Origin of the sequence: Bradyrhizobium sp. (genome assembly GCF_004799405.1) — a bacterium.
Lineage (GTDB): Bacteria > Pseudomonadota > Alphaproteobacteria > Rhizobiales > Xanthobacteraceae > Bradyrhizobium.
Map to the genome: position 1 here is coordinate 157491 of NZ_SSMW01000002.1, position 25804 is coordinate 183294.

Annotated in this window: 24 protein-coding genes; 18 read left to right on the top strand and 6 right to left on the bottom strand. The window is 63.5% G+C overall.

Features of this window, described 5'->3' with window-relative positions; translation table 11 throughout:
- The first annotated feature begins 143 nt into the window (after positions 1-143).
- From E7813_RS00965 to E7813_RS00975, 3 genes are read left to right on the top strand one after another with little or no spacing between them, the layout of a single operon-like run.
- Positions 144-935, top strand: a complete 792-nt coding sequence (locus tag E7813_RS00965; RefSeq protein ID WP_291569946.1) for an enoyl-CoA hydratase/isomerase — start codon at positions 144-146, stop codon at positions 933-935.
- Positions 932-1936, top strand: coding sequence for a phosphotransferase family protein (locus tag E7813_RS00970; RefSeq protein ID WP_291569948.1), 1005 nt, complete (start codon positions 932-934; stop codon positions 1934-1936). Before E7813_RS00965 ends, E7813_RS00970 begins: the two co-directional genes overlap by 4 nt.
- Before the next feature lies 1 nt (position 1937).
- Positions 1938-2318, top strand: a complete 381-nt coding sequence (locus E7813_RS00975) for a DUF6285 domain-containing protein (protein ID WP_291569950.1) — start codon at positions 1938-1940, stop codon at positions 2316-2318.
- A gap of 125 nt (positions 2319-2443) precedes the next feature.
- Here E7813_RS00975 and E7813_RS00980 read toward each other — a convergent pair whose 3' ends face one another.
- Positions 2444-3223: an enoyl-CoA hydratase-related protein gene (locus tag E7813_RS00980; RefSeq protein ID WP_291569952.1), complete on the bottom strand. Its 780-nt coding sequence runs from the start codon at positions 3221-3223 to the stop codon at positions 2444-2446.
- A gap of 184 nt (positions 3224-3407) precedes the next feature.
- Between E7813_RS00980 and E7813_RS00985 the strand changes: the two genes are divergently transcribed.
- Positions 3408-4682, top strand: a complete 1275-nt coding sequence (locus E7813_RS00985; RefSeq protein WP_291569954.1) for an acyl-CoA dehydrogenase family protein — start codon at positions 3408-3410, stop codon at positions 4680-4682.
- A gap of 51 nt (positions 4683-4733) precedes the next feature.
- Here the strand turns inward: E7813_RS00985 and E7813_RS00990 are convergent, their stop codons facing one another.
- A complete protein-coding gene (locus tag E7813_RS00990) occupies positions 4734-6311 on the bottom strand; it encodes a fatty acid--CoA ligase (protein WP_291569956.1) in 1578 nt (525 codons plus the stop codon).
- 69 nt (positions 6312-6380) lie between these two features.
- On the bottom strand, positions 6381-7253 hold the full coding sequence (locus E7813_RS00995) for an SDR family oxidoreductase (RefSeq protein ID WP_291569957.1): 873 nt from the start codon (positions 7251-7253) through the stop codon (positions 6381-6383).
- A gap of 108 nt (positions 7254-7361) precedes the next feature.
- On the opposite strand from E7813_RS00995, the gene E7813_RS01000 reads away from it, so the two are divergent.
- The 3 genes from E7813_RS01000 to ppc all read left to right on the top strand — a co-directional run bounded on the left by E7813_RS01000 (position 7362) and on the right by ppc (position 12832).
- Complete coding sequence (locus E7813_RS01000; protein ID WP_291569959.1) at positions 7362-8174, top strand: crotonase/enoyl-CoA hydratase family protein; 813 nt, start codon at positions 7362-7364, stop codon at positions 8172-8174.
- A gap of 130 nt (positions 8175-8304) precedes the next feature.
- Positions 8305-9852, top strand: coding sequence for an acyl-CoA synthetase (locus E7813_RS01005; protein ID WP_291569961.1), 1548 nt, complete (start codon positions 8305-8307; stop codon positions 9850-9852).
- Positions 9853-10042: 190 nt separating this feature from the next.
- Positions 10043-12832, top strand: a complete 2790-nt coding sequence (ppc, locus tag E7813_RS01010) for a phosphoenolpyruvate carboxylase (RefSeq protein WP_291569964.1) — start codon at positions 10043-10045, stop codon at positions 12830-12832.
- A 142-nt stretch (positions 12833-12974) separates the two neighbouring features.
- On the opposite strand, the gene E7813_RS01015 is transcribed toward ppc, so the two are convergent.
- The 3 genes from E7813_RS01015 to E7813_RS01025 all read right to left on the bottom strand — a co-directional run bounded on the left by E7813_RS01015 (position 12975) and on the right by E7813_RS01025 (position 15624).
- The gene (locus E7813_RS01015) at positions 12975-13889 is read right to left on the bottom strand and encodes an SDR family oxidoreductase (RefSeq protein WP_291569966.1); all 915 of its coding nucleotides are present in this window, start codon (positions 13887-13889) and stop codon (positions 12975-12977) included.
- A gap of 180 nt (positions 13890-14069) precedes the next feature.
- Positions 14070-15209, bottom strand: a complete 1140-nt coding sequence (locus E7813_RS01020; protein ID WP_291569968.1) for a thiolase — start codon at positions 15207-15209, stop codon at positions 14070-14072.
- A gap of 4 nt (positions 15210-15213) precedes the next feature.
- The gene (locus E7813_RS01025) at positions 15214-15624 is read right to left on the bottom strand and encodes a Zn-ribbon domain-containing OB-fold protein (RefSeq protein ID WP_291569970.1); all 411 of its coding nucleotides are present in this window, start codon (positions 15622-15624) and stop codon (positions 15214-15216) included.
- A gap of 190 nt (positions 15625-15814) precedes the next feature.
- Between E7813_RS01025 and E7813_RS01030 the strand changes: the two genes are divergently transcribed.
- The 11 genes from E7813_RS01030 (at position 15815) to alkB (ending at position 25772) form a co-directional block, all read left to right on the top strand.
- Positions 15815-17059 carry an amino acid ABC transporter substrate-binding protein gene (locus tag E7813_RS01030; protein ID WP_291569972.1) on the top strand — a complete coding sequence of 415 codons (1245 nt, stop codon included), beginning with the start codon at positions 15815-15817 and terminating at the stop codon, positions 17057-17059.
- 43 nt (positions 17060-17102) lie between these two features.
- Positions 17103-18029: a branched-chain amino acid ABC transporter permease gene (locus tag E7813_RS01035; protein ID WP_291569974.1), complete on the top strand. Its 927-nt coding sequence runs from the start codon at positions 17103-17105 to the stop codon at positions 18027-18029.
- Positions 18022-18942, top strand: a complete 921-nt coding sequence (locus tag E7813_RS01040) for a branched-chain amino acid ABC transporter permease (RefSeq protein ID WP_291569976.1) — start codon at positions 18022-18024, stop codon at positions 18940-18942. The genes E7813_RS01035 and E7813_RS01040 overlap by 8 nt, the downstream gene beginning before the upstream one ends.
- Entirely contained in the window at positions 18932-19663 is a 732-nt protein-coding gene (locus E7813_RS01045) for an ABC transporter ATP-binding protein (protein WP_291569978.1), read from the top strand. Before E7813_RS01040 ends, E7813_RS01045 begins: the two co-directional genes overlap by 11 nt.
- Positions 19653-20372, top strand: a complete 720-nt coding sequence (locus E7813_RS01050) for an ABC transporter ATP-binding protein (protein WP_291569980.1) — start codon at positions 19653-19655, stop codon at positions 20370-20372. The genes E7813_RS01045 and E7813_RS01050 overlap by 11 nt, the downstream gene beginning before the upstream one ends.
- Positions 20372-21712 carry an acyclic terpene utilization AtuA family protein gene (locus E7813_RS01055; RefSeq protein ID WP_291569981.1) on the top strand — a complete coding sequence of 447 codons (1341 nt, stop codon included), beginning with the start codon at positions 20372-20374 and terminating at the stop codon, positions 21710-21712. The genes E7813_RS01050 and E7813_RS01055 overlap by 1 nt, the downstream gene beginning before the upstream one ends.
- Positions 21713-21716: 4 nt before the next feature.
- Positions 21717-22031: a hypothetical protein gene (locus E7813_RS01060; RefSeq protein WP_291569984.1), complete on the top strand. Its 315-nt coding sequence runs from the start codon at positions 21717-21719 to the stop codon at positions 22029-22031.
- 45 nt (positions 22032-22076) lie between these two features.
- Positions 22077-23426, top strand: a complete 1350-nt coding sequence (locus tag E7813_RS01065; RefSeq protein WP_291570074.1) for an amidase — start codon at positions 22077-22079, stop codon at positions 23424-23426.
- Complete coding sequence (locus tag E7813_RS01070) at positions 23419-24105, top strand: DUF2848 domain-containing protein (protein WP_291569986.1); 687 nt, start codon at positions 23419-23421, stop codon at positions 24103-24105. Before E7813_RS01065 ends, E7813_RS01070 begins: the two co-directional genes overlap by 8 nt.
- 260 nt (positions 24106-24365) lie before the next feature.
- On the top strand, positions 24366-25112 hold the full coding sequence (locus tag E7813_RS01075; RefSeq protein WP_291569987.1) for a 2OG-Fe(II) oxygenase: 747 nt from the start codon (positions 24366-24368) through the stop codon (positions 25110-25112).
- 6 nt (positions 25113-25118) lie between these two features.
- On the top strand, positions 25119-25772 hold the full coding sequence (gene alkB / locus E7813_RS01080; protein ID WP_291569989.1) for a DNA oxidative demethylase AlkB: 654 nt from the start codon (positions 25119-25121) through the stop codon (positions 25770-25772).
- Positions 25773-25804 lie beyond the last annotated feature (32 nt).

Sequence of the window (25804 nt, forward strand, 5' to 3'; positions counted from 1 at the left end):
CGTTGGGCCGCGGGTCCAGTGGCGGACGGATGTCCTGAGACGACCATGGACAAGCCCGCCCGGAAAATCAAATATGAGTTCGAGACCATCTGAATTGGCCGGGCCGCAAACGACCGTGCGGGCCGCACCTCGCGAGGAAACACATGCAGTTCAAACACGTTACGCTCGAGTTCGACCGCCCCGTGGCGATCCTGAAACTCGACCACCAGGAGGTGATGAACGCAGTCTCGATGGACATGCTCGGCGGCCTTGCCGAAGCTCTTGACGAGATCGGTGACAGGAAAACCGAGGTGCGCTGTCTCGTGCTGACGGGCGCCGGGCGCGCGTTCTGCACCGGCGCCAACCTTCAGGGCCGCAACAACCAGAAGCCGGGCCGGAGCAACGCCGGCGCCGCGCTGGAAACCGGGTTTCACCCGTTCCTGCGCCGCCTGCGCAACCTGCATTGCCCGATCGTCACGTCGGTCAATGGTCCGGCCGCCGGCGCCGGCATGAGCTTCGCGCTGATGGGCGACATGATCCTGTGCGCGCGCTCGGCGTATTTTCTGCAGGCCTTCCGCCGCATCGGCCTGGTGCCGGACTGCGGATCGACCTGGCTGCTGCCGCGGCTGATCGGCAAGGCGCGCTCGGTCGAACTGTCGCTGATGGGTGAGCGGCTGCCGGTCGAGAAGGCGCTGGAATGGGGCCTGGTGAATCGGGTCTATGACGATGCGGCCTTGATGGAAGAAACCATGAAGCTCGCGCACGAACTGGCGAATGGGCCGACCATCGCGCTGTCGCTGATCCGCAAATTGTACTGGGAAAGCCCGGACAATTCGTTCGAAGACCAGCTCAATCTGGAATTCGAGTCGCAGCGGATCGCAGGGTCCGCGGAAGACTTCAAGGAGGGCGTCACCGCGTTCCTGGAGAAACGCCCCGCGAAGTTCAGAGGTAGATGATGGAGGCGCTGCTTGCGCGCTGCGTCATGTCCCGGTTTTCGGGCGCGACCGGCGTGATCGATGCTGTCAGGCTTTCCGGCGGCGCCAGCCAGGAGACCTGGTCGTTCGATATCGTGTACCCCGCGCGCAATATCGGCGCGATCCTGCGCCGCGCGCCGCAAGGCTATGGCGCCGCACCCGCGCGCGCTGCCGGACTGAATGTCGAAGCGGTGCTGATGCAGCACGCCTATGAAGCTGGCGTGCCGTCGCCGCGGGTGCTGCACGTGCTCCACCCGCAGGATGAACTCGGCACCGGCTTCATCATGGAACGGGTTGAGGGTGAAACCATTCCGCGCAAGATCCTGCGCGACGACGAATTTGCAGAAGCCCGTCCGAAACTCGCGCGCCAGCTCGGGCAAGTCCTCGCCATCGTCCATGGCCTCGACCTGTTGCAACTGCCGGCGCTTCGCCGCATGACCGCGGGACGCGAAATTGCCGAGCTCGAGCAGGATTACCGCAGCTTCAATTGGCCGCGGCCGGTATTCGAACTGGCGCTGCGCTGGCTGCGCGACAACGATCCCGGGCCATCCCGGGAGGTGACGCTGGTGCACGGCGATTTCCGCCACGGCAATCTCATCATCGGTCCCCATGGCATCCGCGCGGTGCTGGACTGGGAACTCGCGCACAGCGGCGATCCCATGGAGGATCTCGGCTGGATCTGCGTCAATTCGTGGCGCTTCGGCGAAATCGACAAGCCGGTCGGCGGCTTTGGTACACGCGAAGAACTGTTTGCCGGATATGAAACCGCAGGGCGCAGCGTCTACCCCGAACGGGTGAGGTTCTGGGAGGTGATGGGGACGCTGCGCTGGGGCGTGATGTGCTGCGGCATGATGCAGCGGTTTCGAGCTGGGCCCGAGCATTCCATCGAGCGCGCGATGATCGGCCGCCGCGCGTCGGAAACCGAGATCGATCTGTTGCGGTTGCTTGCGCCGCGGCATCATGCCCTCAACATGAGTAGATGACATGCAGGATGAGCCGACACCGGAAGAACTGATCAAGGCGGTCGCGGATTTCCTGCGCGCCGAGATCGCGCCGCAGATATCGGGACACCTCGCGTTCAAGTTGCGGGTGTCGATCAATGCGCTCGATCTGGTGACGCGCCAGTTCGCGCAGGCGCAGGCCGGCGATGCGGCGGAAGCCGCACGCCTGACCGGGTTGTTGGACATGCAGGGTACGCTCGGCGAACTCAACCGCGCGCTCGCAAGACGCATCGCCGAGGGCAACGCCGATCTGCAGACGCCGGGGCTGGCCGATCACCTTTGGCAGACCACGATGGACAAGCTCGCGGTCGATCAGCCGAATTACGCGGCGTATAAGAGGGAGCTGGAGAAAAAAGGCGAATAGCCGCGCTCGACGCACTTTCGTCATTCCGGGGTGCGCCTCCTGGCGCAGACCCGGAATCCATATTCTCAACGGTGATTATGGATTCCGGGTTCGCGACTTCGTCGCGCCCCGGAATGACGAAAGACCTATTTCCCCGCCCACTTCGGCGGGCGCTTCTCCGAAAACGCCTTCGGTCCTTCGATATAATCCTGCGAGGCCGCCATCGCTTTCACGGCCGGGTATTCGCGCTGCTCGGTGATCGCCTGCTCCAGCGAGACCGCAAGACCCTTCTGGATCGCCTGCTTGGACGCGCGGATCGACATCGGTGAGTTCTTGCAGATGGTCTCGGCCCAGCGTTCGGCCGCCGCCAGCGCTTCGCCCGGCGGCACCACCTCGTTGACGAAGCCGAGTTCATGGCCCTCGCGCGCGGTGACATGCCGCGCGGTCAGGATCATGCCCATGGCGCGCTTCAGCCCGATCTGGCGCGGCAGCCGCTGCAATCCGCCGGCGAGGGCGGCGAGGCCGACGCGCGGTTCGGGCAGCGCGAAGGTCGCGTTCTCCGAGGCAATGATGAGGTCGCAGGCCAATGCGATCTCGAAGCCACCGCCCATGGCGACGCCGTTGACGGCGGCGATAACAGGCTTGTCGAGGTCGAAGCGCGAGGTTAGGCCCGCAAAGCCGCCGGTGTCCCAGCCGCGTTTTCCGCCTGCCGCCTGCCATTTCAGGTCGTTGCCGGCGCAGAACGCCTTGGCACCGGCGCCGGTGACGATCGCGACCCATTGTTCGGGATCGGCGGCAAATTCGTTGAACACCCTGTTCAGCTCGAAATGCGCGTCGGTATGGAGCGCGTTGTACACCTCGGGACGCGACAGCGTCACGATCATGATCGGGCCTTTGCGGGTCACTTTGGAGAACTTCAGGTCCATGTTCGCTCCCATCGATTATTTTTCGTTGCGGGGACTTTCGCCTGCATCCGCTGTCGTCCAATTAAGCAGATCGCGGCTGCCTCACAAGCCATATTCGGTCGCTTGACTTGGTTTGCGGTTGCCACCTTAATCGCGCAGCCACGCGGCATCGCAGCAACAATAAAATATCGTTGGGAGTAGCGCCTTGGATTTTGCATTGCCGGCCGACCTTGTCGCCTATCTGGATGAACTCGACCGCTTCATCGCGCGCGAGATCAAGCCGATCGAGGACGCCGACGACAACATCCGCTTCTTCGATCACCGCCGCGAATGGGCGCGCACGGATTTCGAAAAGGGCGGGCTGCCGCGGCATGAATGGGAAGCGCTGCTGCGACGGGTGAAGAATCTCGCCGAAGCCGCCGGGCACCTGCGTTTTGCGATTCCGAAACGCTACGGCGGCAAGGATGGCTCCAATCTCTGGATGGCCGTGATCCGCGAGCATTTCGCGGCAAAGGGCCTTGGCCTGCACAACGACCTGCAGAACGAGCATTCGATCGTCGGCAATTTGCCGCTGGTCACCATGCTCGACCGCTACGGCCGCGACGACCAGAAAGCGATGATCGAAGGCTCGATCACCGGCAAATTCCGCATCACCTTCGGCCTCACCGAGCCCGAACACGGTTCCGACGCCACCCACATGGAAACCCGCGCGGTGCAGGCCACCCGCGACGGCGTCACCGGCTGGGTCATCAACGGCGAGAAGATGTGGACCACCGGCATGCATGTCGCCACCCATTGTGCATTGTTTGCGCGAACGTCCGGCGATGACGGCGACGCGCGCGGCATCACCTGCTTTTTGGTGCCGGCCAAAGCCAGCGGCGTGAAGGTCGAGGAATACATGTGGACCTTCAACATGCCGACCGACCATCCGCGTGTCAGCTTTACCGATGTGTTCGTGCCCGACGATGCGCTGTTCGGCGAGGTCGGCCGCGGATTGTCGCTGGCGCAATGCTTCGTGCACGAAAACCGGATCCGGCAGGCCGCCAGTTCACTGGGTGCGGCCGTCTACTGCATCGAGGAGAGTGTGCGCTATGCGCGCAAGCGCAAGCCGTTCGGCCGCGCGCTGGCCGAGAACCAGGCGATCCAGTGGCCGTTGGTGGAACTGGCCACGCAGGCGGAAATGCTGCGGCTGTTGATCCGCAAGACCGCGTGGGAGATGGACCAGCTAACGCAGGCGCAGGTCGAGCACACCCTGTCCGACAAGGTGTCGATGTGTAATTTCTGGGCAAACCGGCTGTGCTGCGAGGCCGCCGATCGCGCCATGCAGGTGCATGGCGGCATGGGCTATTCGCGCCACAAGCCGTTCGAACACATTTACCGCCATCACCGCCGCTACCGCATCACCGAAGGCAGCGAGGAAATCCAGAAGCGGAAGGTGGCGGGATTTCTGTTCGGATATATGGGGGCGGGTAAGCATTGAAGCCGCGAAGAAACCGGATTGCTTCGTCGCTGCGCTCCTCGCAATGACGGGCTAATTCACCTGGCGATCCTTGCCCGCCCAATAGGGATCGCGCAGGTGCCGCCGCAGTATCTTGCCTGACGCGTTGCGCGGCAGAGCCTGGATGAAATCCACTGACTTTGGCGTCTTGAAGCCGGCGATGCGTTCGCGGGTGAAGCGGATGATGTCGGATGCCGTCGCCTGCTTGCCCGGCTTCATCACCACGACCGCCTTGACCGCCTCGCCCCATTGGTCGTCGGGGATGCCGACGACAGCTGCTTCGGCCACGTCAGGGTGATCGCAGATCGCGCTTTCGACTTCGGCCGGATAGATGTTTTCGCCACCGGAGATGATCATGTCCTTGATGCGGTCGTGGATATAGAGATAGCCGTCCTTGTCCATGTAGCCGGCGTCGCCGGTGCGCAGCCAGTTGTCCTTGCCGAGCGTTTTGGCGGTGGCTTCCGGCAGATTCCAGTAGCCGGCCATGTTGGAGCCGGACCGCGTCACGATCTCGCCGACTTCGCCCGGCGGCAATTTGTTGCCGTCCGCGTCGAGGATCGCCAGTTCCACGCCGGGCAACGCCTTGCCGGCCGAGCGCATCCGCTCCAGACCCTCGACGTGATCCTCCGGCGGAAGGGCCACGATGGTGCCGGTAGTTTCGGTCATGCCGTACATCTGCACGAAACCGCATTTGAAGACTTCGATGCATTCCTTCAGCAGCGCGGCCGGGATCGGCGAGGCGCCGTACAACATGTATTTCAGCCTGGAGAAATCGACCTCGCGGGCGCGCGGCTGCTGCACCACGAATTGCATCGCGGCCGGCACCATGAACAGTTTTGTAATTCCGGAGCGCTCGAAGAAATCCAGCACCTTGGTCGGATCGAACTCGCGCGCGATTATGCCCTTGGCGCCGTGATAGAGACCGAGCACGCCCCAGCCGGAACCGCCGATATGAAACACCGGCATCGCCACCAGCGAGACATCGTCCTCGGACCATTTGTTCCAGTCCGGCCGCTCGCTGCCGCCGGCCCGCACCAGCGACAGGAAGTTCGCGTGCGACAGCATCGCGCCCTTGGGTTTTCCGGTGGTGCCGGAGGTATAAAGCTGGATCGCGATGTCATTGGGCTCGATCGGCACCTTGGGGTCGTCGCTGCTTTGCGCATCGCGCCAGCTCGCAAAATCCTGCCAGCCTGCTGTCTTGCCCTCGGTGACGATGAAGGTGCGCACGCTCGGCAGTTGCGCCCGGATAGCGTCGACCTGCCCGGTGAATTCCGGTCCGACGAACAGCACCGGCGCCTTGCAATCCTCGACGATGAAGGCGATCTCGGGTCCGGCCAGCCGCCAGTTGACCGGCGCCATCACCACATTGGCCTTCATCGCACCCAACAGCAGCTCGAAATAGATGTCGCTGTTCTTGCCGAGGTAGGCGATGCGCTGGCGCGGCTTGACGCCAAGCGCCTTGAGGCCATGGGCGACCTGGTTGGTGTGGGCGTCGAGCTCGGCATAACTGGTCCGCCGTCCCTCGAACTCGAACGCCATGGTGTCGCCGCGGGCTTTGCCCTGCAAGCGAATGATGTCGGCCAGATCCGGCGCTGCATCGATATAGGACATGTTTCTCCCGTTTGATTTTTACAGTGGCGGTATATGGGTCCCCGCCTTCGCGGGGACGACGACAACGCGTTACCCCCTCGCAGCCCTGTCTTTCTCGTTCTGCGCCTTGATCGAATCGCGCGCCTGGGTCCAGTCGGCATCGGACCAGTCGCGCAACTGATAGAAATTGCCGCCCATCGCCAGCGCCTGGCCGCCGTCCATCGCGATGGTCTCGCCGTTGATCCAGTCGCAGCCGCCGGAAATCAGGAACACCGCGAGATTCTGCAGTTCCTCCATCTTGCCGACCCGGCCCATCGGGTTCTGCGCGATGGTGCGCGCGCCGGCTTCGTCGCCGGGCTTGATGCGCTTGCTCATGCCCTCGGTCGGGATTTCGCCGGGCGCGATCGTGTTGAGCCGGATGCCGTAGTGGCCCCATTCCGTTGCCAGCGACATGGTCATGGCGTGGATCGCCGACTTGCTCATCGCCGAGGGCACCACATAGGGGCTGCCGTTGCGCACCCATGTCACGGTTATCGACACCACATTGCCGCGCTGCCTATTGGCGATCCAGCGCCGGCCCACGGCGTGGGTCACATAGAAGGTGCCGTGCATCACGATGTTGGCGACCGCGTCGAAGCCGCGCGGCGTCAGGTCCTGGGTGCGCGAAATGAAATTGCCGGCAGCGTTATTGATGAGGTCGGTAAGCGGGCCTTCCCTGAAAATCGTCTCGATCATCTCGTCGACCGCGAGCGGATTTCGGATATCGACGCCATGGCTGGTCACCCGGCCGCCATGCAGGTCCATCAACTCGGTGGCGGTCTCGTCGCAGACGCTTTTGCGGCGGCCGCAGATATGAACCTCGGCGCCGAGTTCAAGGAAGCGCGCCGCCATCGACTTGCCGAGCCCGGTTCCGCCGCCGGTGACGAGAATGCGCCGTCCCGCGAGAAGCTGTTCGCTGTACATCTGCCGTTTCCGCCCTGAGGGATTGTCTGTTAATTGGTTGATTGACTAAATCCGGACAACGCCTTTCTGTAAAGCGGCAACAACGAACAAGGGCAGGGAGAAACGCTGATGGATGACCGCGTCAGGGTCACGATTTCGGACGGCGTCGCCGATGTCCGCCTAGTGCGGGCGGACAAGATGAACGCGCTCGACGCCGCCATGTTCGATGCGCTGGTTGCCGCCAGCGACCGGCTTTCCAGGGAAAAGGCCGTGCGGGCGGTAGTACTGTCCGGCGAAGGCCGGTCGTTCTGCGCCGGGCTCGACATGGGCCGTTTCGCCGCGATGAAGGAAGGCGGCGGTAACGGGATAGCGGGCGGCGAAAAGCGCGACCTGACCCCGCGCACCCATGGGCTTGCCAACTTTCCGCAGCAGGCGGTCTGGGGATGGCGGCAGTTGCCGGTTCCGGTGATCGCGGCGATCCAAGGCGTGGCGTTCGGCGGCGGCTTCCAGCTCGCGCTCGGCGCCGACATGCGCTTCCTCAGCCCCGATGCGCGGATGTCGATCATGGAGATCAAATGGGGGCTGATCCCCGACATGGCGGGGACGCCGATCCTGGCGAGCCTCGTGCGCGACGATATCCTGCGCGAGCTGACCTACACGGGACGGATTTTCTCGGCGCAGGAAGCGCTCGGTTACGGTCTTGCCACCCGGATCTGCGACGATCCGCGCGCCGCCGCGTTCGAAGTGGCGCGCGAGATCGCCGGCAAGAGCCCGCAAGCCATCCGCGCCGCCAAGCGTCTGCTCAATAATCTCTCCGTCGATCCCGGGCCGGCGCTGCTGGCCGAGTCCGTCGAGCAGATGAAGCTGATGGGCGGCGCCAACCAGCTTGAGGCTGTCCGCGCCAATATCGACAAGCGCCCACCGCGTTTTGCGGATGTTTGAGCCCAAACACCGTCGTGCCCGGGCTTGTCCCGGGCATCCACGTCTTTCCGCATTGAACAACGAAGACGTGGATAACCGGAACAAGTGCGGCCATGACGAAGAAACTATCTCGCCAACAACAAAAAACATAATGACCGAAACATCCTCTCTCTTTCTCGGCATCGTCAGCGGCCAGCGAAAGCGTAGTCACGCCGAAGTCGCCGAGCGCGCCGCCCGTATCGCTAGCGGGTTCTCGAAGCTTGGTGTCCGGCAGGGCGGCAGCGTCTGCATCCTGATGCGCAACGACATCGTTTTCATCGAGGCGGCCTATGCCGCGATGCGGCTCGGTGCCTACGCCGTGCCGGTCAATTGGCATTTCAAGCCGGAGGAGGTCGGCTATGTGCTGGGGGATTCCGGAACGTCGGTCTTGATCGGTCATGCCGACCTCTTGCATCCCTTGCGCGGCACGATCCCCGGCGGCGTCACCGTGCTCAGCGCCCCAACGCCGCCGGAAATCCTCGCGCATTACAAGATCGATCCGGATCATCTCGCCACGCCGGACTTTGCAACCGATCTCGAAGCCTGGCTGAAGCAGCAAGCGCCTTATGACGGTCCGGCGCTGCCGCAGCCGCAAAACATGATCTATACCTCGGGCACGACCGGACACCCCAAAGGCGTGCGGCGGACCGCGCCGACGCTGGAGCAGGCCACCGCGTCGGAGCGGACGCGGGCGCTGATCTATGGCCTGGTGCCCAATGTGCGGGGACTGCTGCCGGGTCCGCTGTACCATGCCGCGCCGAATTCATTCGGCCTGCGCGCCGGACGCCTTGGTGGCGCGCTGGTGCTGATGCCGCGGTTCGACCCGGAGGAATTCTTAGCGCTGGTCGAGGCCGAGAGGATCGACACCGTTTTCATGGTGCCGACCATGTTCATCCGGCTGTTGAGGCTGCCGGAACTAATTCGCCGGAAATATGACACTTCTTCGCTGCGCCACGTCATCCATGCCGCGGCACCCTGTCCATCGGATGTGAAGCGGGCGATGATCGAATGGTGGGGGCCGGTGATCTACGAATATTACGGCAGCACCGAATCCAGCGCACTGACTTTCGCGGACTCCGCCGATGCGCTCAAAAAGCCGGGCACTGTCGGCAAGATCCTGGACGGTGTCGAGCTGCGTTTCCTTGGCGAAAACGGCGATCCGCTGCCGCAAGGCGAGATCGGCGAGATCTATTCCCGCGTCACGGGCAATCCGGATTTCACCTATCACAACAAGCCGGAAAAGCGCGCCGAGATCGAGCGCGACGGGTTCATCACTTCCGGCGACGTCGGCTATATCGACGCCGACGGCTATGTCTTCCTCTGCGACCGCAAGCGCGACATGGTGATTTCGGGCGGCGTCAACATCTATCCGGCCGAAATCGAGGCCGCATTGCATGCAGTGCCGGGGGTTCACGACTGCGCCGTGTTCGGCATTCCCGATGACGAATTCGGCGAGGCGCTGATGGCGGTGGTCGAACCGCAGGCAGGGGTGGCACTGGATATCGCCGCGATCCGCGCTCAACTCAAGACCCGTCTCGCCGATTACAAGGTGCCGAAACACCTCGAAATCCAGTCCCATCTGCCCCGCGAGGATTCCGGCAAGATTTTCAAGCGCCGCCTGCGTGATCCCTATTGGGAGCGGGCAGGGCGGAGGATTTGACCTTCTTACCTTCTCCCCTTGCGGGAGAAGGTGGCTTCGCGAAGCGAAGACGGATGAGGGGTTCCGGTCTATCGATAGAAAGCGACCTCTGGGTCTGTCGGACGATGGAGGCCATCGCCTTTTTCTTGATCTTGCATCCGCCTCCAAAAATTGCGACTGAAAGAGGCCGGGCAGTTTCTGGAGCTTAGTGATGTCGACCCAGATCATGCCTTCCGACCCTGACGCGCGCAGCAATCGCAGCGAAGAGATCGCCGCCCTCGAGGAGGATGTCCGGCTTCGCGAAGACATCCGGCTGCTCGGCCGCATCCTCGGCGACACCGTGCGCGATCAGGAAGGCGCCGACGTGTTCGACCTGGTCGAGCGCATCCGGCAGACCTCGATCCGGTTCCATCGCGATGACGACAAACCGGCGCGGCGCGAGCTTGAAGTCATCCTCGACGGTATGTCGACCAGCGATACCGTGCGCATCGTCCGAGCCTTCAGCTATTTTTCGCATCTCGCCAACATCGCCGAGGACCAGAACAACATTCGGCAGATGCGCGGAAAGCCCGGCGCACCGAAGGCAAGCACGCTCGCCTTGACGCTGTCGCACGCCCGCGCGGCCGGTTTCAGCGCGGCGGATTTGCGAAGCTTTTTCGCAAGCGCCCTGGTCGGCCCGGTCCTGACCGCGCATCCGACCGAGGTGCGCCGCAAGAGCACCATCGATCGCGAAATGGAGATCGCCGAACTGCTCGACCGGCGCGAGCGGGTGCAACTCACGGCGGAGGAGAGTGCTGCAGGCGGCGAACAGTTGCGGCGCGAAGTATTGACGCTGTGGCAGACCAATCTCCTGCGCCGGACTAAGCTGACCGTGCTCGACGAGGTCGGCAACGGATTGTCGTTTTACGACTACACCTTCCTGCGCGAGGTGCCGCGGCTGCATTGCGCGCTCGAGGACCGGCTGAACGAGGAAGACAACAACGCGCAGGGCGAGCTGGCGTCGTTCCTGAAGATGGGAAGCTGGATCGGGGGCGATCGCGACGGCAATCCCTTCGTCACCGCGGATGTGATGCGCGGCACGCTGCGCCTGCATTCAAGCCGCGTGTTGCGGTTTTACCTCGAGGAATTGCACGCGCTGGGCGGCGAGTTGTCGATCGCCGCACACCTTGCCGATGTTTCCGACGAATTGCGCGCGCTGGCGCAGCGCTCGCCCGATACCTCTCCGCACCGAAGCGGCGAACCCTATCGGCTGGCGGTATCCGGAATCTATGCGCGGCTCGCCGCCACCGCGCACGAGCTCAAGGTGGAAACCAACCGGCCGCCGGTAGGGGAAGCGGCGCCCTATGCCAGCGCGAAGGAGTTCAAGGCCGATCTCGACATTCTCGATCGCTCGCTGATCGCGAACAATTCCAGAGTTATCGCGCGCGGGCGGCTGCGGTTGTTGCGCCGGGCGGCGGACTGTTTTGGCTTTTATCTCGCCAGTCTCGACATGCGGCAAAACTCCGCCGTGCACGAACGCACCGTTGCCGAACTGCTGGACTCCGCCAACCCCGGCTCCTCCTATCTGGCCCTGAGCGAAGATGCGCGGATCGCGCTGCTCACCAGCGAACTGCGCGACCCGCGGCCGCTGACCTCGGCCTTCGTGAAATACAGCGACGAGACCGTGGGGGAGCTCGCGATCTTCCATGAGGCCGCCGCGGCGCATCACGCCTATGGCGAGGACGCGATCCCCCAATGTATCATCTCGATGTGCAAGGGTGTCTCCGACATGCTGGAGGTCGCCCTGCTCTTGAAGGAAGCCGGTCTCGTCGATCCCTCCGGGCGCAGTGCGCTCAACATCGTGCCGCTGTTCGAAACCATCGAGGACTTGCAGGCGAGTTCGGCGATCATGGACTGGCTATTGTCGATGCATGACTATCGCAAGCTGGTGGACAGCCGCGGCGGCGTGCAGGAAGTGATGCTCGGCTATTCCGACAGCAACAAGGATGGCGGCTTCGTCACCTCGGGCTGGGAACTCTACAAGGCCGAGATCGGCCTCGTCGAAGTGTTCGAGCGTCACGGGGTTCGCCTGAGGCTGTTCCACGGCCGTGGCGGTTCGGTCGGCCGCGGCGGCGGCCCAAGCTATGACGCCATCATCGCCCAGCCGGGCGGTGCGGTGAACGGCCAGATCCGCATCACCGAGCAGGGCGAGATCATCTCCAGCAAATATTCCAACGCCGAAGTCGGCCGCAACAACCTGGAGATTCTCGCCGCCGCGACGCTCGAAGCCAGCCTGCTGCTGCCGCGGCAAAGCGCGCCGTCGGGCGAATACCTCAAGGCCATGGACCAACTGTCGGCGCTGGCGTTCAGGGCTTATCGCGGCCTGGTCTACGAAACCGAAGGTTTTGCAGATTATTTCTGGGGTTCGACCGTGATCACCGAAATCGCCACCCTGAACATCGGCAGCCGGCCGGCCTCGCGCAAGAAAACCCGCGAGATCGAGGACCTCAGAGCCATTCCCTGGGTTTTCAGCTGGGCGCAATGCCGCCTGATGCTGCCGGGCTGGTACGGCTTTGGCAGCGCGGTGGAACAATGGGTCGCGGCGCATCCCGACAAGGGCATGCCGTTCCTGAAAGAGATTTATCGGGAGTGGCCGTTTTTCCGCATGCTGCTGTCGAACATGGACATGGTGCTGGCGAAAAGCTCGATCGCAATCGCTTCGCGCTATGCCGAACTGGTACCCGACGTGAAGTTGCGCGACAGCATCTTCGGGCGCATCCGGCAGGAGTGGCAGACCTCGATCGACATGCTGCTGGACATCATGGGGCAGCAGCGGCTGCTGCAAGGCAATCCGCTGCTGGAACGCTCGATCCGCAACCGGTTTCCGTATCTCGATCCGCTCAACCACGTGCAGGTCGAGTTATTGAAGGCCAACCGCGCCGAAAATCCCGACGAGGCGGTGCTGCGCGGGATTCAGATCACCATCAACGGCATTTCGGCGGGGTTGAGGAACAGCGGGTAGAGTGTCGTCCCCGTGCATGCGGGGACCCATACGCCGTGTCCTTGCGTTTTGGCGCGGTGGCAAAGACCTTCTTTTGACAACAGACGACCGGGATTGCGGGTCCCGGCGTTTGCCGGGACGACACCGGTTATGGGGCCGCTTCTCAAATCGCATCCCAATTAAAAATATCCGCGGAGCGGTCGAGCTTGTAGAACGACGACTTCAGCGCCGGCATGCCGTGGTCGGCGAGGGTCTGCGGGGTCCAGCCCTCGGCGCGGTGGATCGAGCGCAACGGGCGCGACTGGCTCATCAGGAAGATCTCGTTCATGCGCACCGCAAAGATCTGCCCGGTGACATCCTTGGCGGCGTCGCTGAGCAGGAACGCCACCACGGGCGCGATCTTCTCCGGTCCCATCTGCTGAATTTTCGCCACCCGCGCTTTCTCGGCTTCGGTCTCGGTCGGAATGGTCCCGATCAGCCGGCTCCAGGCGAACGGCGAGACGCAATTGGAGCGGACGTGAAAGCGCTCCATGTCGAGCGCGATCGATTTCGACAAGCCCACGATGCCGAGCTTCGCCGCGGCGTAGTTGGCCTGGCCGTAGTTGCCGACCAGGCCCGAGGTCGAGGTGAAATGCACGAACGCGCCGCTCTCCTGCTCGCGGAACAGCCGTGCTGCGGCGTGCGACACATAGAACGAACCCATCAGGTGGACCTTGATGACGGACTCGAACGCGTCGATGCTCATGCGGTGGAAGATCGCGTCGCGCAGGATGCCGGCGTTGTTGACCACGCCGTCGAGCTTGCCGAAACTGTCGACCGCCATCTTGACGATCCTGCTGGCCGGGATCGCTTCCGCCACGGTTTCGAAATTGGCCACCGCGGTGCCGCCGCGCTTTTTGATTTCCTCGACCACTTCCTCGGCCGGTGTCGCGCTCGACCCCGATCCGTCCGCGGCCACGCCGGGATCGTTGACCACCACCTTGGCGCCTTCGGCCGCGCAGAGCAGCGCGATCTCCCGCCCGATGCCGCGCCCGGCGCCAGTGACGATGATGGATTTATCCCGAAGTGACTTGGTCATGGTGTTTCTCCCGCGTGCGTTCCTGGTCACCTCGCCCCGTTTGCGGGGAGAGGTCGAAATTCGCGAAGCGAATTTCGGGTGAGGGGGACTCTCCGCGAGTCCGGCTGTTGAGAGGGCCCCTCACCCCAACCCTCTCCCCGTGAAGAACGGGGAGAGGGAGCTGAGGGAGCGGCGCTCCCTTCACTTCTCGTTCGTAAAAATAATCGTGCCGCTCGCCGCGAACATGCCGCCGACGCCGTGGCACACGGAAATCTTGGCGCCCGGCACCTGCGCCGGTGCGATCCCGCGCATTTGCCGCACGCTTTCCTGCAGCGCGTACATGCCGTACATGCCCGAATGCATGTAGCTGAGGCCGCCGCCATTGGTGTTGAGCGGCAGCTTGCCGCCGGGCCGCGTGTTGCCGTCGGCGATGAACTTGCCGGTCTCTTCATGCGGCATGAAGCCGAGGTCGCCGAGGCCGTAGAGCGGCAGGTGCGCGAACGCGTCGTAGATCATCAGGTGATCGACATCGTTGTGGGTGATGCCGGCTTCCTTGAACGCGAGCGGCCCCGCAACCTTGAAGGCGCGCGAGGAATCGAAAGTCTTCATCTGACTGACCATCGGCGTCTCCACGCTTTCGCCGGTGCCGAGAATATAGACCGGCCTGGTCTTGAAATCTTTGGCGCGCTCCGCCGAGGTCAGGATCAGCGCGCCGCCGCCGTCGGTGACCAGACAGCATTGCAGGATCCGGAACGGGTAGGCGATCATCCGCGAATTCAGCACGTCCTCGACCGTGATCGGCGCCTTCATGGTGGCACGCGGATTCTTCGCCGCCCACTCTCGCTGCACCACGGCGACCATCGCGATCTGCTCATGGGTGATGCCGTGGGTCTTCATGTAGCGCAGCACCGGTATCGGAAACATGCTGGCCGGGGTCGAGACGCCATAGGGAAGCTCGAACTGGCCGTTGAGGCTGTCGGGACCGGTCATGCGCGGGGTGCGGCCGATATTCGACTTGCCGCTTTCGGCATGCGTGATCAGCACGGTCTTGCACAACCCGGCCTCGATCGCTGCGGCGGCGTGGCGGACATGCAACATGAACGAGCAGCCGCCGACCGAAGTGCCGTCGACCCAGGTCGGCGTGATCCCGAGATAATGCGCGATCTGCTGCGGGGTCTCGACCGCGGTGGCGAAGCCGTCGATGTCGGACAGCTTCAATCCGGCGTCCGCAATGGCGTTGAGTGCCGCATCGGCATGCAACTGGATCTGCGAGACATTCGGGATAACGCCGAGTTCGGTGGTTTCGGCAGCACCAACCACGGCGACTTGATTCCTGCGCATGATGCTAGCCCTTCGCAGGACGGAACAGGGGAAGGGTGATCTTGTCGTCGAGCTTCTCGAACGCGACTTCCAGCTTCATGTCGAGTTCGAGCGCCTCGGGCGTCTGCGGGCAATCGACGATGTTGCTCATCATCCGCGGACCTTCGTCGAGTTCCACCACCGCGATGGCGTAAGGCGGCGTGAAGCCCGGCACCGGGCGGTGATGGATCACGTAGCTGTAAAGCTTGCCCTTGCCGCTGGCCTTGAACACGCTGACCTTGCGCGAGGCGCAGGACGGGCAGAACGGGCGCGGCGGGAAATAGACGTTGGCGCAGGCGTCGCAACGCTGCAGCCGCAACTCACCCGCCTGGGTGCCATCCCAGAAATGCTGGGTTTCCGGTGTCGGTTTCGGTCGCGCGCGCGCGGGCTCGGCCATGTCGGTCATTCCCTCCGGTATTATTGCGAACTTGATGCGACATTGGACTGCCCGCCGTCAATGGTCCAGCAAAGCGCGCGCATGCCGCCTATTCCGGCACACGCATAATGGATGAGGCGGTAACGCTTGTATCCCCGTCACCCCCCGCGTTAGATTGGCGTCAGAACCAAGAAAATCGGGAGGATTTCACATGTCGAAGATCACGGGTGCGGTGCTGGCCGCGGGTTTGACGCTGGCGATGCCGGCCCATGCCGCGGATGCGCCGGCGGAAATCAAGATCGGCACGCTCTATGCGTCGGCCGGGCGCTTCGCCTCGATTTCGATGCCGGTTTACAGCGCGCTCAAGCTCTGGATCGACCAGAAAAATGCCGATGGCGGGGTTTACGTCAAGGCATTCGATAAGAAAATCCCGGTCAAGCTGGTCTCCTACGACGACCAGAGCAACACCGCGACCGCTTCCACGCTCTACAACCAGCTCATCACCCAGGACAAGGTCGACCTGTTGGTCGCCGACTCCGGTTCGGTGCTGACGGCGCCCGCAGTGGCGATCGCGCGCGACCATAAGATGTTCCTGTTCGACCAGACCGGAACCGGCGCCAGCTTCTTTTCCAAGGACAATCCCTACATCGCACTGATGGCGGATCCGGTTTCGACGATCTGGCCCAAACCGGTTGCGGATTTCGTTTCGCAGGATGGACCGGGCCTCGGCATCAAGAAGATCGCCATTCTGTATTCGACCAATGAATTTACCGGAACGCAGGCCAACGCCTTCCGCAAATTCGTCAAGGATTCCGGTGCGCCGATCGAGATCGTCTACGACCAGGGCATTCCGACCGAGACCACCAACTACACCGTGATCATCAACAACATCAACAACACCAGCCCCGACGCGGTGATTCATTTCGGCTACGCGCCGAACGACATCGCATTCCTGCGCAACGTGGCCGACGTCGGCGTCAAGTTCAAGATGCTGTTCTGCATCTATGCCGGCCTCGAGACCGAGCTTCTCGAAAAGAACGTCGGCGAAAAGGGCCTCGAGCACGTCTTCACCTATGTGCCGCCCTCCGAGCTGGACTATCCGGTCAATTTCGGCATGAACATGAAGGACTATAGAGCCGCCTGGGAGAAGAAATACCCCGACGGCAAGATCGAGTTCGGCTTCAACGCCGTGGCCGGATACACCACGGGGCTCATTCTGGAGAAGACGCTGTCGGTGGCGACCAGCCTCGATCAGATGGAACTGCGCCGCGCGACGTTCAGCCTGTCCGGGCAACTCAAGACGCTCGACGGCACTTTCGCACTGGACGAGATGGGCGGCCAGATCGGCGAGTTGACGCCGATGGGGCAGCTTGAACTCCATGATGGTCACCTCAAGTTCATCTCGGTCTATCCGCACGAAACCGCCACCGGCAAGCCTGTCTATCCGCGTCCATGAGGCGATGGCGGGCTGAGAACCGGACGCCGGGGGTGAGGCGCCGATGCTGATTTACGCGCTCGTCGCCGGCGTATTGTTCGGCCTGTATTTCAGTCTGGTCGGTATCGGCCTCAATCTCGTGTTCGGTGTCATGCGCATCGTCAATCTTGCGCATGGCGACTTTCTGATGCTTGGCGCGTTCGTCGCCTTCGGCGTGGTGACGCTTGCCGGCATCGACCCGTTGTTTGCGGTGCCGCTGGCCTTTGTGCTATTCGTGCTGGTCGGCATGCTGCTGTACTGGGTGCTGGTGCCGCGGCTGCAGGGTTCGGTGAACCCGGAAATGCTGTCGATCATCCTGTTCTTCGGGCTGTCGCAGGTGATCGAGGCGGTCACGACGATTTTCTTCGGCACCAGCGAGCGTTCGATCCAGAGCCGCGCGCTCGGCACGGTGTTCCAGACCATCAAGATAAAACTGTTCGGCGGCACGCCGGATAGCGGCGGCCCGATCCAGATCTTCGGCCAGGGATTTCCGGCCTCCTGGGTGATCGCATCCATCACCAGCCTGATCGCGATCGCCTTCGTCTATGTCTATCTGTACCGGACACGGCTGGGTACGCTGACCCGTGCCGTGATGTCGCGGCGCGACGAGGCATTTGCGACCGGCATCGATGTCGATCGCGTCTCCGCCGCGGCCTTTGGCATCGGATTGGGACTGGCGGCGGTCGCCGGCGTGTTCGCGCCTTTCATGTTCGGGTCGGTGACGCCGGCATTCGGTGCGGACGCGACCGTCACGTCATTTGCCATCGTGGTGCTGGGATCGCTTGGCAATCCCCTAGGGACCGCGCTTGGCGGCGTCGTTTATGGCGTCTGCTACATGCTGGTGCAGACCTATCTGAGTTCATGGGCCGATCTGTTGCCATACGTGCTTCTGATTTTCATCCTGCTGCTGCGTCCAAGCGGGCTGTTGGGAAGGCGGGTGCGCGTTGCCTAGCGCCTTCAAACACACCCTGTTCATCGTCGCGCCGTTGCTTGCCGTGTTTGCAGTGCTGCCCGGCGTCTACGAAAATCATCTGTTGCTGTTCAATTTCGTGATCTTCCTGATCCTCGCCCAGGGCGTCAACATCATCTACGGTTTCACCGGCTATCTGCCGTTCGGCTATGTCGGCTTCTTCGGCGCCGGCGCCTACGGCTTTGCGATCCTGGTGATGCACTATCAGGCCCCGGCCGTGATCGCGGTGCTCGCGGCCGGACTGGTGGGCGTGGCGCTCGGGCTGTTGCTGACGCCGCTCTTGCGCCTGTCGGGTGCTTATTTTGCCATCGCCAATCTTGCGGCGTCGCTGGCGGTGCTGCACTTCGTCGCCAATCCGGCGCTGGAGAACATCACGCGCGGGCCCTACGGCGTCTCGCTCACCGGCACCTTCAATCCGACGCTGGCCTATTCGGCGGCCCTCGCCGTGCTGGCGCTGACGCTGGGTGCGGTGGTGTTTTTGAAGAACTCCGGTTTTGGTCTCGCCTTGCAGGCGGTGCGCGAGGATGCCGTCAGCGCCTCGATGGCGGGGGTCAATGTAGTGCGGATGCGCGTGATCGCCTGGCTGGCCTCGGCGCTGGTGGCGGGCCTCGCCGGCGGCGTCTATGCCTGGTACGTTTCGGTATTCTATCCCGACAACGTCTTCAGCGGCGATTTCAGCATCTTTGCCATTGTGTTCGCGCTGTTTGGCGGCGTCGCGACCATCTCCGGCCCGATCGTCGGCGTCATCATCCTCTACGGCATCTACAATTTGATCGGCTTCACCACGCCGCAATATTTCCAGTTGATCTACGGCCTCCTGATCATGGGACTGGTGCTGTTTCTCCCCGCCGGCCTCGTTTCGCTGGCAACACGCAGGGGCTGGCATGTCCCCTGAATCGGCACCCATTCTCAACGTCTCGAACGTCGTCAAGCGCTTCGGCGGCTTTCATGCGCTCGACGGTTTGAGCTTTCATTGCGCGCCGGGCGAAATCTTAGGCTTGGTGGGTCCCAACGGCTCCGGCAAGACCACCGCGATCAACGTCATCTCCGGCCTCTACGCGCCTGACGGCGGCGAGGTGACGTTCGACGGCGCCTCGCTCGGCGGGGTCGCATCGCACAGGCTGGTCCATCGCGGCATCAACCGCACCTTCCAGATTCCGAAACCATTTTTGTCGCTGACGGTACGGCAGAATATCGCGGTGGCCCTGGCCTATGGTCGCGCCGCGGTGGCGCCGCCAGAGATGGCCGCATTGCTCGACGAATACCGGCTCGCTGATGTCGCCGACCGGCCGGCGGCCGATCTGAACAACGCCCAGCAGAAGATGCTCGATCTCGTTCGTGCGCTCGCCACCCGGCCGCGGCTGTTGCTGCTCGACGAGCTCGCCGCCGGGCTCAACCCGGCGGAACTCGACTGGATCGCCGAGCGCATCAAGGCGCTGGCGCAAGGCGGAATGGCAATCATCGTGGTCGAGCATCTCATGGGATTCATCGAACATATCACCGATCGCGTCATCGTCATGAACGCCGGCAAGGAGATTTTCGAAGGCAAGCTTGCGGTCGCGGTCCAGGTGCCACAGGTGATCGAAGTGTTCCTCGGAGGCGAGCATGCCGCCTGAAGCAGCCCCATTGCTGCAGGCCGCCGGCGTCGATGCCGGTTACGGCACCATGCAGGTGTTATGGGGCGTCGATCTCGACGTGCGCGCCGGCGAGACGGTGCTGCTGCTGGGCGCGAACGGCGCGGGCAAGACCACGTTCCTCAAATCGCTGGTCGGCCTGATCGAGGCGCGCCGTGGCTCGATCACCCTCGGTGGCGAAGACGTGACGCGGATGCGCTCCAGCGACCGGATGCGGCTCGGCATGACCTACATGTCGGAGCTTGCGGTATTCCCGGATCTGTCGATCGAGGAAAACATCCGCGTCGGCGCCCAGGCGCTTGGCCACGCCGATTCCGGCGCCCGGGTCGAGGAACTCTATGGCGTATTCCCGGCATTGCGCGACAAGCGCCGCGCGCCGGCGTCGAGTCTGTCCGGCGGCCAGCGCAAGATGCTGGGCATTGCCAAGGCGCTCGCCGCCGAGCCGCGGCTTCTGGTGATGGATGAACCCTCGGCGGGGTTGTCGCCGCTGTTCGTCAAGGAAGTCATTCGAATCCTCAGCGATTTGCGCGGTCGGGGCCTTGCGCTTCTGATTGCCGAGCAGAATATCGGCTTTCTGGAAGTCGCGACACGGGTGTTCGTGCTCGAAGGCGGGCGCATCCGCTTTTCCGGCACGGTTGCGGAAATGACCGACAACGAAGCGCTGCGGCGCGCCTATTTCGGGCTGAAGTGATGCGAACCATCAGGATAGGATCGGGCGCCGGCTATTCGGGCGATCGCATCGAACCGGCGATCGAACTCGCCGAAAAGGGTGACATCCAGTACCTGGTATTTGAGTGCCTCGGCGAACGTACCGTCGCGCTGGCGCAGCAGGCGCGGATGAAAAATCCCGACAGCGGCTACGATCCGCTGCTCGAGGAGCGAATGCGCGCGGTGCTGCCGGCCTGCGCCTCGAAAGGCATAAAGATCGTCACCAATATGGGCGCGGCTAATCCGCTCGCCGCAGCCCGCAAGACCGCCGAGATTGCGAAGTCGCTTGGCCTGCCGTCGCTGCAAATAGCTGCCATCGTCGGCGACGACGTGCTCGATGCCTGCAAGGACGGCGACCTGCCGATCATGGAGTTCGACGGCACCATCAAGCAATTCGGCAACCGGCTGCTCTCGGCCAACGCCTATCTTGGCGCCGAGCCGATGGCGCAGGCGCTGACGCAAGGCGCCGATGTCGTCATCACGGGGCGCGCGTCCGATCCGGCACTGTTCCTGGCGCCGATGATCCATGCCTTCGGCTGGGCGATGGATGACTGGAATCTGCTGGGGCAGGGCACCGTCGCCGGACATCTGCTGGAATGCGCCGGGCAAATCACCGGTGGTTACTTCGCCGACCCCGGCTACAAGGATGTCCCCGATCTGGCGCGGCTCGGCTTTCCCATCGGCGAAGTCGGCGAGAACGGTGATCTCGTCATCACCAAGGTCGCGGGCTCCGGAGGTGCCGTGACGGCGCAGACCTGCCGCGAGCAATTGCTCTACGAGGTGCACGATCCCAGACAGTACATCCAGCCCGACGTGGTCGCGGATTTTTCGCAAGTAAAGGTCGAGGAGATCGCGCCCGATCGCGTGCGCGTCAGCGGTGGTCGCGGCGCCAGGCGAACCGACACGCTGAAGGTCTCGGTCGGCTATGTCGACAGTTTTATCGGCGAGGGCCAGATTTCCTATGCCGGCCCCGGTGCGTTGGCGCGGGGACGGCTGGCGCTGGAGATCGTGCGCGAGCGGCTGAAACTGACAGGTGTTGCCGCAAGCGAATTGCGGTTCGAACTGATCGGCGTCGACTCGCTGCACGGCGCGCAAATCTCTGCCCGCGCCAATGAGCCTTATGAAGTGCGCGTGCGCGTGGCCGGGCGCACCGAAAATCTGCGCGAGGCGATCAGGATCGGCAACGAGGTCGAAACGCTCTATACCAATGGTCCGGCGGCCGGCGGCGGTGCGTTCAAATCGGCGCGCGATGTAGTCGCGGTCGCCTCCGTCCTGCTGCCGCGCGATCTCGCCAGGCCGCAGGTTCGTTTCGTGGGGAGTTGACGCCATGAAGCTGCGCGAGATCGCCCATTCCCGCACCGGCGACAAGGGCAACATCTCCAACATTTCCGTGATCGCCTATGACGCGAAGCATTATCCGCTGCTGCTGGCGCAAGTCACCGGCGCGCGGGTGAAAGCGCATTTTGCCGGTGTCGTCGAAGGCGAGGTGGTCCGCTACGAACTGCCCAATATTGCTGCGCTGAATTTCGTGATGACCAACGCGCTTGGCGGCGGCGTGACGCGCTCGCTGGCGCTCGACGCGCATGGCAAGTCGCTCAGTTCGGCGCTGCTCGATCTGGACATCGAGGATTCCAACCCTTAGTCGTCATGCCCGGACCTGTTCCGGCCATGACGGAGAGAATAGATGGTGAAGAATACTCCGACGCTCGCGACGCTGGCCGCCGACCTCGAAGCCGGCCGCACCAGCGCCCGCCGGTTGGTCGATCAGTGCCTTGCCAGAATAGCCGATGCCTCGGGCGAGGGCCAGCGGGCGTTCATCCATGTCGATGCTGAAGCCGCGATCGAGGCCGCCGAAGCCATGGACCGGCTGCGCGAGGTGAGGGCGGCGCCGTCGCCGTTCGCCGGCATTCCGGTTTCGATCAAGGACCTGTTCGACATCAAGGGACAGGTCACGCGCGCCGGCTCGCGGGCGCTGGAGGATTCGGCGCCGGCGGAAACCGACGCGACCGTGGTGGCGCGGCTGCGCCGGGCCGGCTTCATCGTGATCGGCCGCACCAACATGACAGAGTTCGCCTATTCCGGGATCGGCATCAATCCGCATTTCGGCACGCCAAAAAGCGTCTGGAATCGCAACGTCGGCCATGTGCCCGGCGGATCGTCGTCGGGTGCGGCAGTGTCAGTTGCCGACGGCATGGCACACGGTGCGCTCGGCACCGATACCGGCGGCTCGTGCCGGATTCCGGCGGCCTATAACGGCATCGTCGGTTTTAAGCCGACGCAGCGGCGCGTCCCGCTTGACGGCGGCGTGCCGCTGTCGTTTTCGCTCGACAGTTTCGGTCCGCTGGCGCGCACCGTCGGGTGCTGCGCGGTGCTCGATTCCGTACTGGCCGACGAGCCGTTGATTCCGCTGCAGCCGCGCTCCATCAAAGGCATGCGGCTGGCGGTGCCGACCACGCTGGCGCTCGACGATCTCGACGACACGGTGGCAAAGACCTTCCAGCGCGCCCTGGAGACGCTGGCCCGCGAGGGCGCGTCGATCGAGCGGATCGCGGTGCCGGAATTTCTCGACGTCATACAGATGAACGCCAAGGGCGGCTTTGCCGCGGCCGAAAGTTATGCCTGGCATCGCTATCTGATCGCCAGCAAGGGAGACGTCTACGATCCCCGGGTGTCGGTGCGTATCCTGCGCGGCGAAAAGATGAGCGCGGCGGATTATATCGATCTACTCGGCGAGCGGCGCTCGCTGATTGCGCGCATGGAAAGACGCACCGCGCCCTATGACGCGCTGGTGATGCCGACCACCGCCAACACGCCGCCGCGGATCGCTGATCTCGCCGACGACGCCGCTTTCACCAAGGCGAACCTGCTGTCGCTGCGCAATTGCGCGCTGGTCAACCTGTTCGACGGTTGTGCGATCTCGCTGCCCGCGCATCGCGAAGGCGAAGCGCCGGTCGGGCTGATGCTGGCCGCATCGGCCGGATCGGACCGCCGCATCTTTGAACTTGCCGCCGGCATGGAGGCCGCCATCCGTGTTTGACCTTGCATTCACCGTCGACGCCCAGGACACCACGACGCCACTGACGCTGGCGATCGATCAGGCCGTGATCGCCGGATGGACCGGCCGCGATCCGGTCGCCCGCGACAAGCACATCGCCGAGCTGGAGGCGATCGGCATCGCGCGGCCCGCGACCACGCCGATCTATTACCGCGTCTCGGCCCGACGGCTGACGACGGACGACAGCATCGAAGTCAGTGGCGGGAATTCCAGCGGCGAGGTCGAATTCGTCCTGATCGGCTGGCAGGGCCGCATCTTCGTCGGCCTCGGTTCCGATCACACCGATCGCAAGGTTGAAACCTACAGCATCACGGTTTCGAAGCAGATGTGCGACAAGGTGATGGCGCCGGTGCTGTGGGAACTTGAAGAAGTCATCGATCACTGGGACCGGATGATCCTGCGTGCCTTTGCAACGATCGGCGGCGCGCGCGTGCTGTACCAGGAAGGCGCGCTCGACAGCATGCTTGCTGTTGCGGAACTGGTGCGGGGCGCCTTCGGCGACAAAGGACTGCCCGACGGTTGCGCGATGTTCGGCGGCACCTTCGCGGCGAAGGGCGGCATCCGCCCCGCCAGCCGGTTCGAGTATGAACTCGAAGACCCTGTTCTCAAGCGCGTGATCAGGCATGCCTATGACGTGATTGAGTTGCCGGTATTGGGCTGAAGGCTAGCCGCAGCAATAGTCTGCTCCCTCTCCCGCTTGCGGGGGAGGGCTGGGTGGGGGTCTCTCGGCGGCACCAGTGCAAGCGGAGAGAGTTCCCCTCACCCGCCGCGCTCTGGCGAGTGCCGTAGCCGAAGCTTCGCTTCGGCGTTCTTATTCAAGGACGGCCGCCAGAGGCGGCCTATGCTCCCCCGCAAGCGGAAGAGGTCAAGGCTCTCCGGAAATCGGGTGGCGTGAACTCGTCGCGCCTGTAAGCTTACCGCATGAAACCTGCAGCCAATCACATTGTTCATCCCGCGCCCTCCGGCATCGCCGACCGCGTCGAAGCCATCGACTGGACCCAGGCCAGCGCCGATCTCGATGCGCAGGGTTGCGCCGTCTTGAAAGGCCTGCTTTCGCCCGACGAATGCCGCGAGCTGTCAGCCCTCTATCCGGACGACGGCAAGTTCCGCAGCCGCGTGGTGATGGGACGCCACGGCTTCGGGCGCGGCGAGTACAAATATTTCTCCTATCCGTTGCCCGACCTGGTCGCGGAACTGCGCCCCTTGCTGTACGCGCAGCTCTACAACGTGGCCAATCGCTGGAACGAGGCCATGGGCATCGAGATCCGTTACCCCAAAAGCCATGATGCGTTCCTCAGGCGGTGCCATGCCGCTGGTCAGGTCAGGCCGGCCCCGCTGCTGCTGCAGTACGGCGCCGGCGACTACAACTGCCTGCATCAGGACCTCTACGGCGAGCATGTGTTCCCGCTGCAGGTCGCGATCCTGCTGTCGCAACCGGGACGCGATTTCACCGGCGGCGAATTCGTGCTGACCGAGCAGCGGCCGCGGATGCAGTCGCGTCCCGAAGTGGTTCCGCTCGCGCAGGGCGACGCGGTGGCTTTTGCTGTGCATGTCAGGCCGATGCAGGGGACGCGCGGATTCTACCGGGTTAATCTGCGCCATGGCGTCAGCCGGCTCCGCTCCGGCCGCCGCCATACCATCGGGGTGATCTTTCACGACGCGAAATGAGTTCACTTGACGGCCGATCTATTTGAAAGCATTGCCGATAGATGCCCGTCACGGCAGGCGATGGCGGAAGGCGCGGTGCTGTTGCGCGGTTTCGCGCGATCGTTCGAAACCGACGTGATCGCTGACATCGGCGCGATCGTCGCGCAGGCGCCGTTTCGGCACATGGTAACGCCGGGCGGTCATTCGATGTCGGTGGCGATGACGAATTGCGGCGGCGCGGGCTGGGTCACCGACCGCACCGGCTATCGTTACGACGCCAACGATCCCGCAGCAGGAAAGCCGTGGCCGGCCATGCCGGCATCGTTCCGCGCATTGGCCGGACTGGCGGCGGCGGAAGCGGGCTTTGCGGACTTTTCACCGGATGCGTGCCTGATCAACCGCTACCAGCCGGGTGCACGGATGTCGCTGCACCAGGACAGGGATGAGCGCGATCTCGGCGCACCGATCGTCTCGGTGTCGCTGGGTTTGCCGGCGATCTTCCTGTTCGGCGGCCTAAAGCGCAGCGACAAGCCGCAGCGTTACCGGCTGGAGCATGGCGACATCGCGGTATGGGGCGGTCCGGCGCGGCTTAACTTTCACGGTGTCGCCCCGCTGGCGGACGGCGAACATGTCCTGATGGGCCGGCAACGCATCAACCTGACCTTCCGCAAGGCGCGGTGAACTTCTCTCTCCCGCAAGACAGAAAGGCGCCC

What these genes read in the sequence shown, in the direction of transcription:
- E7813_RS00970 (WP_291569948.1), top strand. Translation starts at nt 932, where the DNA reads ATGATGGAGGCGCTGCTTGCGCGCTGCGTCATGTCCCGGTTTTCGGGC.
- E7813_RS00995 (WP_291569957.1), bottom strand. Translation starts at nt 7,253, where the DNA reads ATGTACAGCGAACAGCTTCTCGCGGGACGGCGCATTCTCGTCACCGGC.
- E7813_RS01050 (WP_291569980.1), top strand. Translation starts at nt 19,653, where the DNA reads ATGCCGCCTGAAGCAGCCCCATTGCTGCAGGCCGCCGGCGTCGATGCC.
- E7813_RS01015 (WP_291569966.1), bottom strand. Translation starts at nt 13,889, where the DNA reads ATGACCAAGTCACTTCGGGATAAATCCATCATCGTCACTGGCGCCGGG.
- E7813_RS01075 (WP_291569987.1), top strand. Translation starts at nt 24,366, where the DNA reads ATGAAACCTGCAGCCAATCACATTGTTCATCCCGCGCCCTCCGGCATC.
- E7813_RS01060 (WP_291569984.1), top strand. Translation starts at nt 21,717, where the DNA reads ATGAAGCTGCGCGAGATCGCCCATTCCCGCACCGGCGACAAGGGCAAC.
- E7813_RS00980 (WP_291569952.1), bottom strand. Translation starts at nt 3,223, where the DNA reads ATGGACCTGAAGTTCTCCAAAGTGACCCGCAAAGGCCCGATCATGATC.
- E7813_RS01020 (WP_291569968.1), bottom strand. Translation starts at nt 15,209, where the DNA reads ATGCGCAGGAATCAAGTCGCCGTGGTTGGTGCTGCCGAAACCACCGAA.
- E7813_RS01030 (WP_291569972.1), top strand. Translation starts at nt 15,815, where the DNA reads ATGTCGAAGATCACGGGTGCGGTGCTGGCCGCGGGTTTGACGCTGGCG.
- E7813_RS01035 (WP_291569974.1), top strand. Translation starts at nt 17,103, where the DNA reads ATGCTGATTTACGCGCTCGTCGCCGGCGTATTGTTCGGCCTGTATTTC.
- E7813_RS01000 (WP_291569959.1), top strand. Translation starts at nt 7,362, where the DNA reads ATGGATGACCGCGTCAGGGTCACGATTTCGGACGGCGTCGCCGATGTC.
- E7813_RS01055 (WP_291569981.1), top strand. Translation starts at nt 20,372, where the DNA reads ATGCGAACCATCAGGATAGGATCGGGCGCCGGCTATTCGGGCGATCGC.
- E7813_RS00965 (WP_291569946.1), top strand. Translation starts at nt 144, where the DNA reads ATGCAGTTCAAACACGTTACGCTCGAGTTCGACCGCCCCGTGGCGATC.
- E7813_RS01025 (WP_291569970.1), bottom strand. Translation starts at nt 15,624, where the DNA reads ATGGCCGAGCCCGCGCGCGCGCGACCGAAACCGACACCGGAAACCCAG.
- ppc (WP_291569964.1), top strand. Translation starts at nt 10,043, where the DNA reads ATGTCGACCCAGATCATGCCTTCCGACCCTGACGCGCGCAGCAATCGC.
- E7813_RS01005 (WP_291569961.1), top strand. Translation starts at nt 8,305, where the DNA reads ATGACCGAAACATCCTCTCTCTTTCTCGGCATCGTCAGCGGCCAGCGA.
- E7813_RS00990 (WP_291569956.1), bottom strand. Translation starts at nt 6,311, where the DNA reads ATGTCCTATATCGATGCAGCGCCGGATCTGGCCGACATCATTCGCTTG.
- E7813_RS01045 (WP_291569978.1), top strand. Translation starts at nt 18,932, where the DNA reads ATGTCCCCTGAATCGGCACCCATTCTCAACGTCTCGAACGTCGTCAAG.
- E7813_RS00975 (WP_291569950.1), top strand. Translation starts at nt 1,938, where the DNA reads ATGCAGGATGAGCCGACACCGGAAGAACTGATCAAGGCGGTCGCGGAT.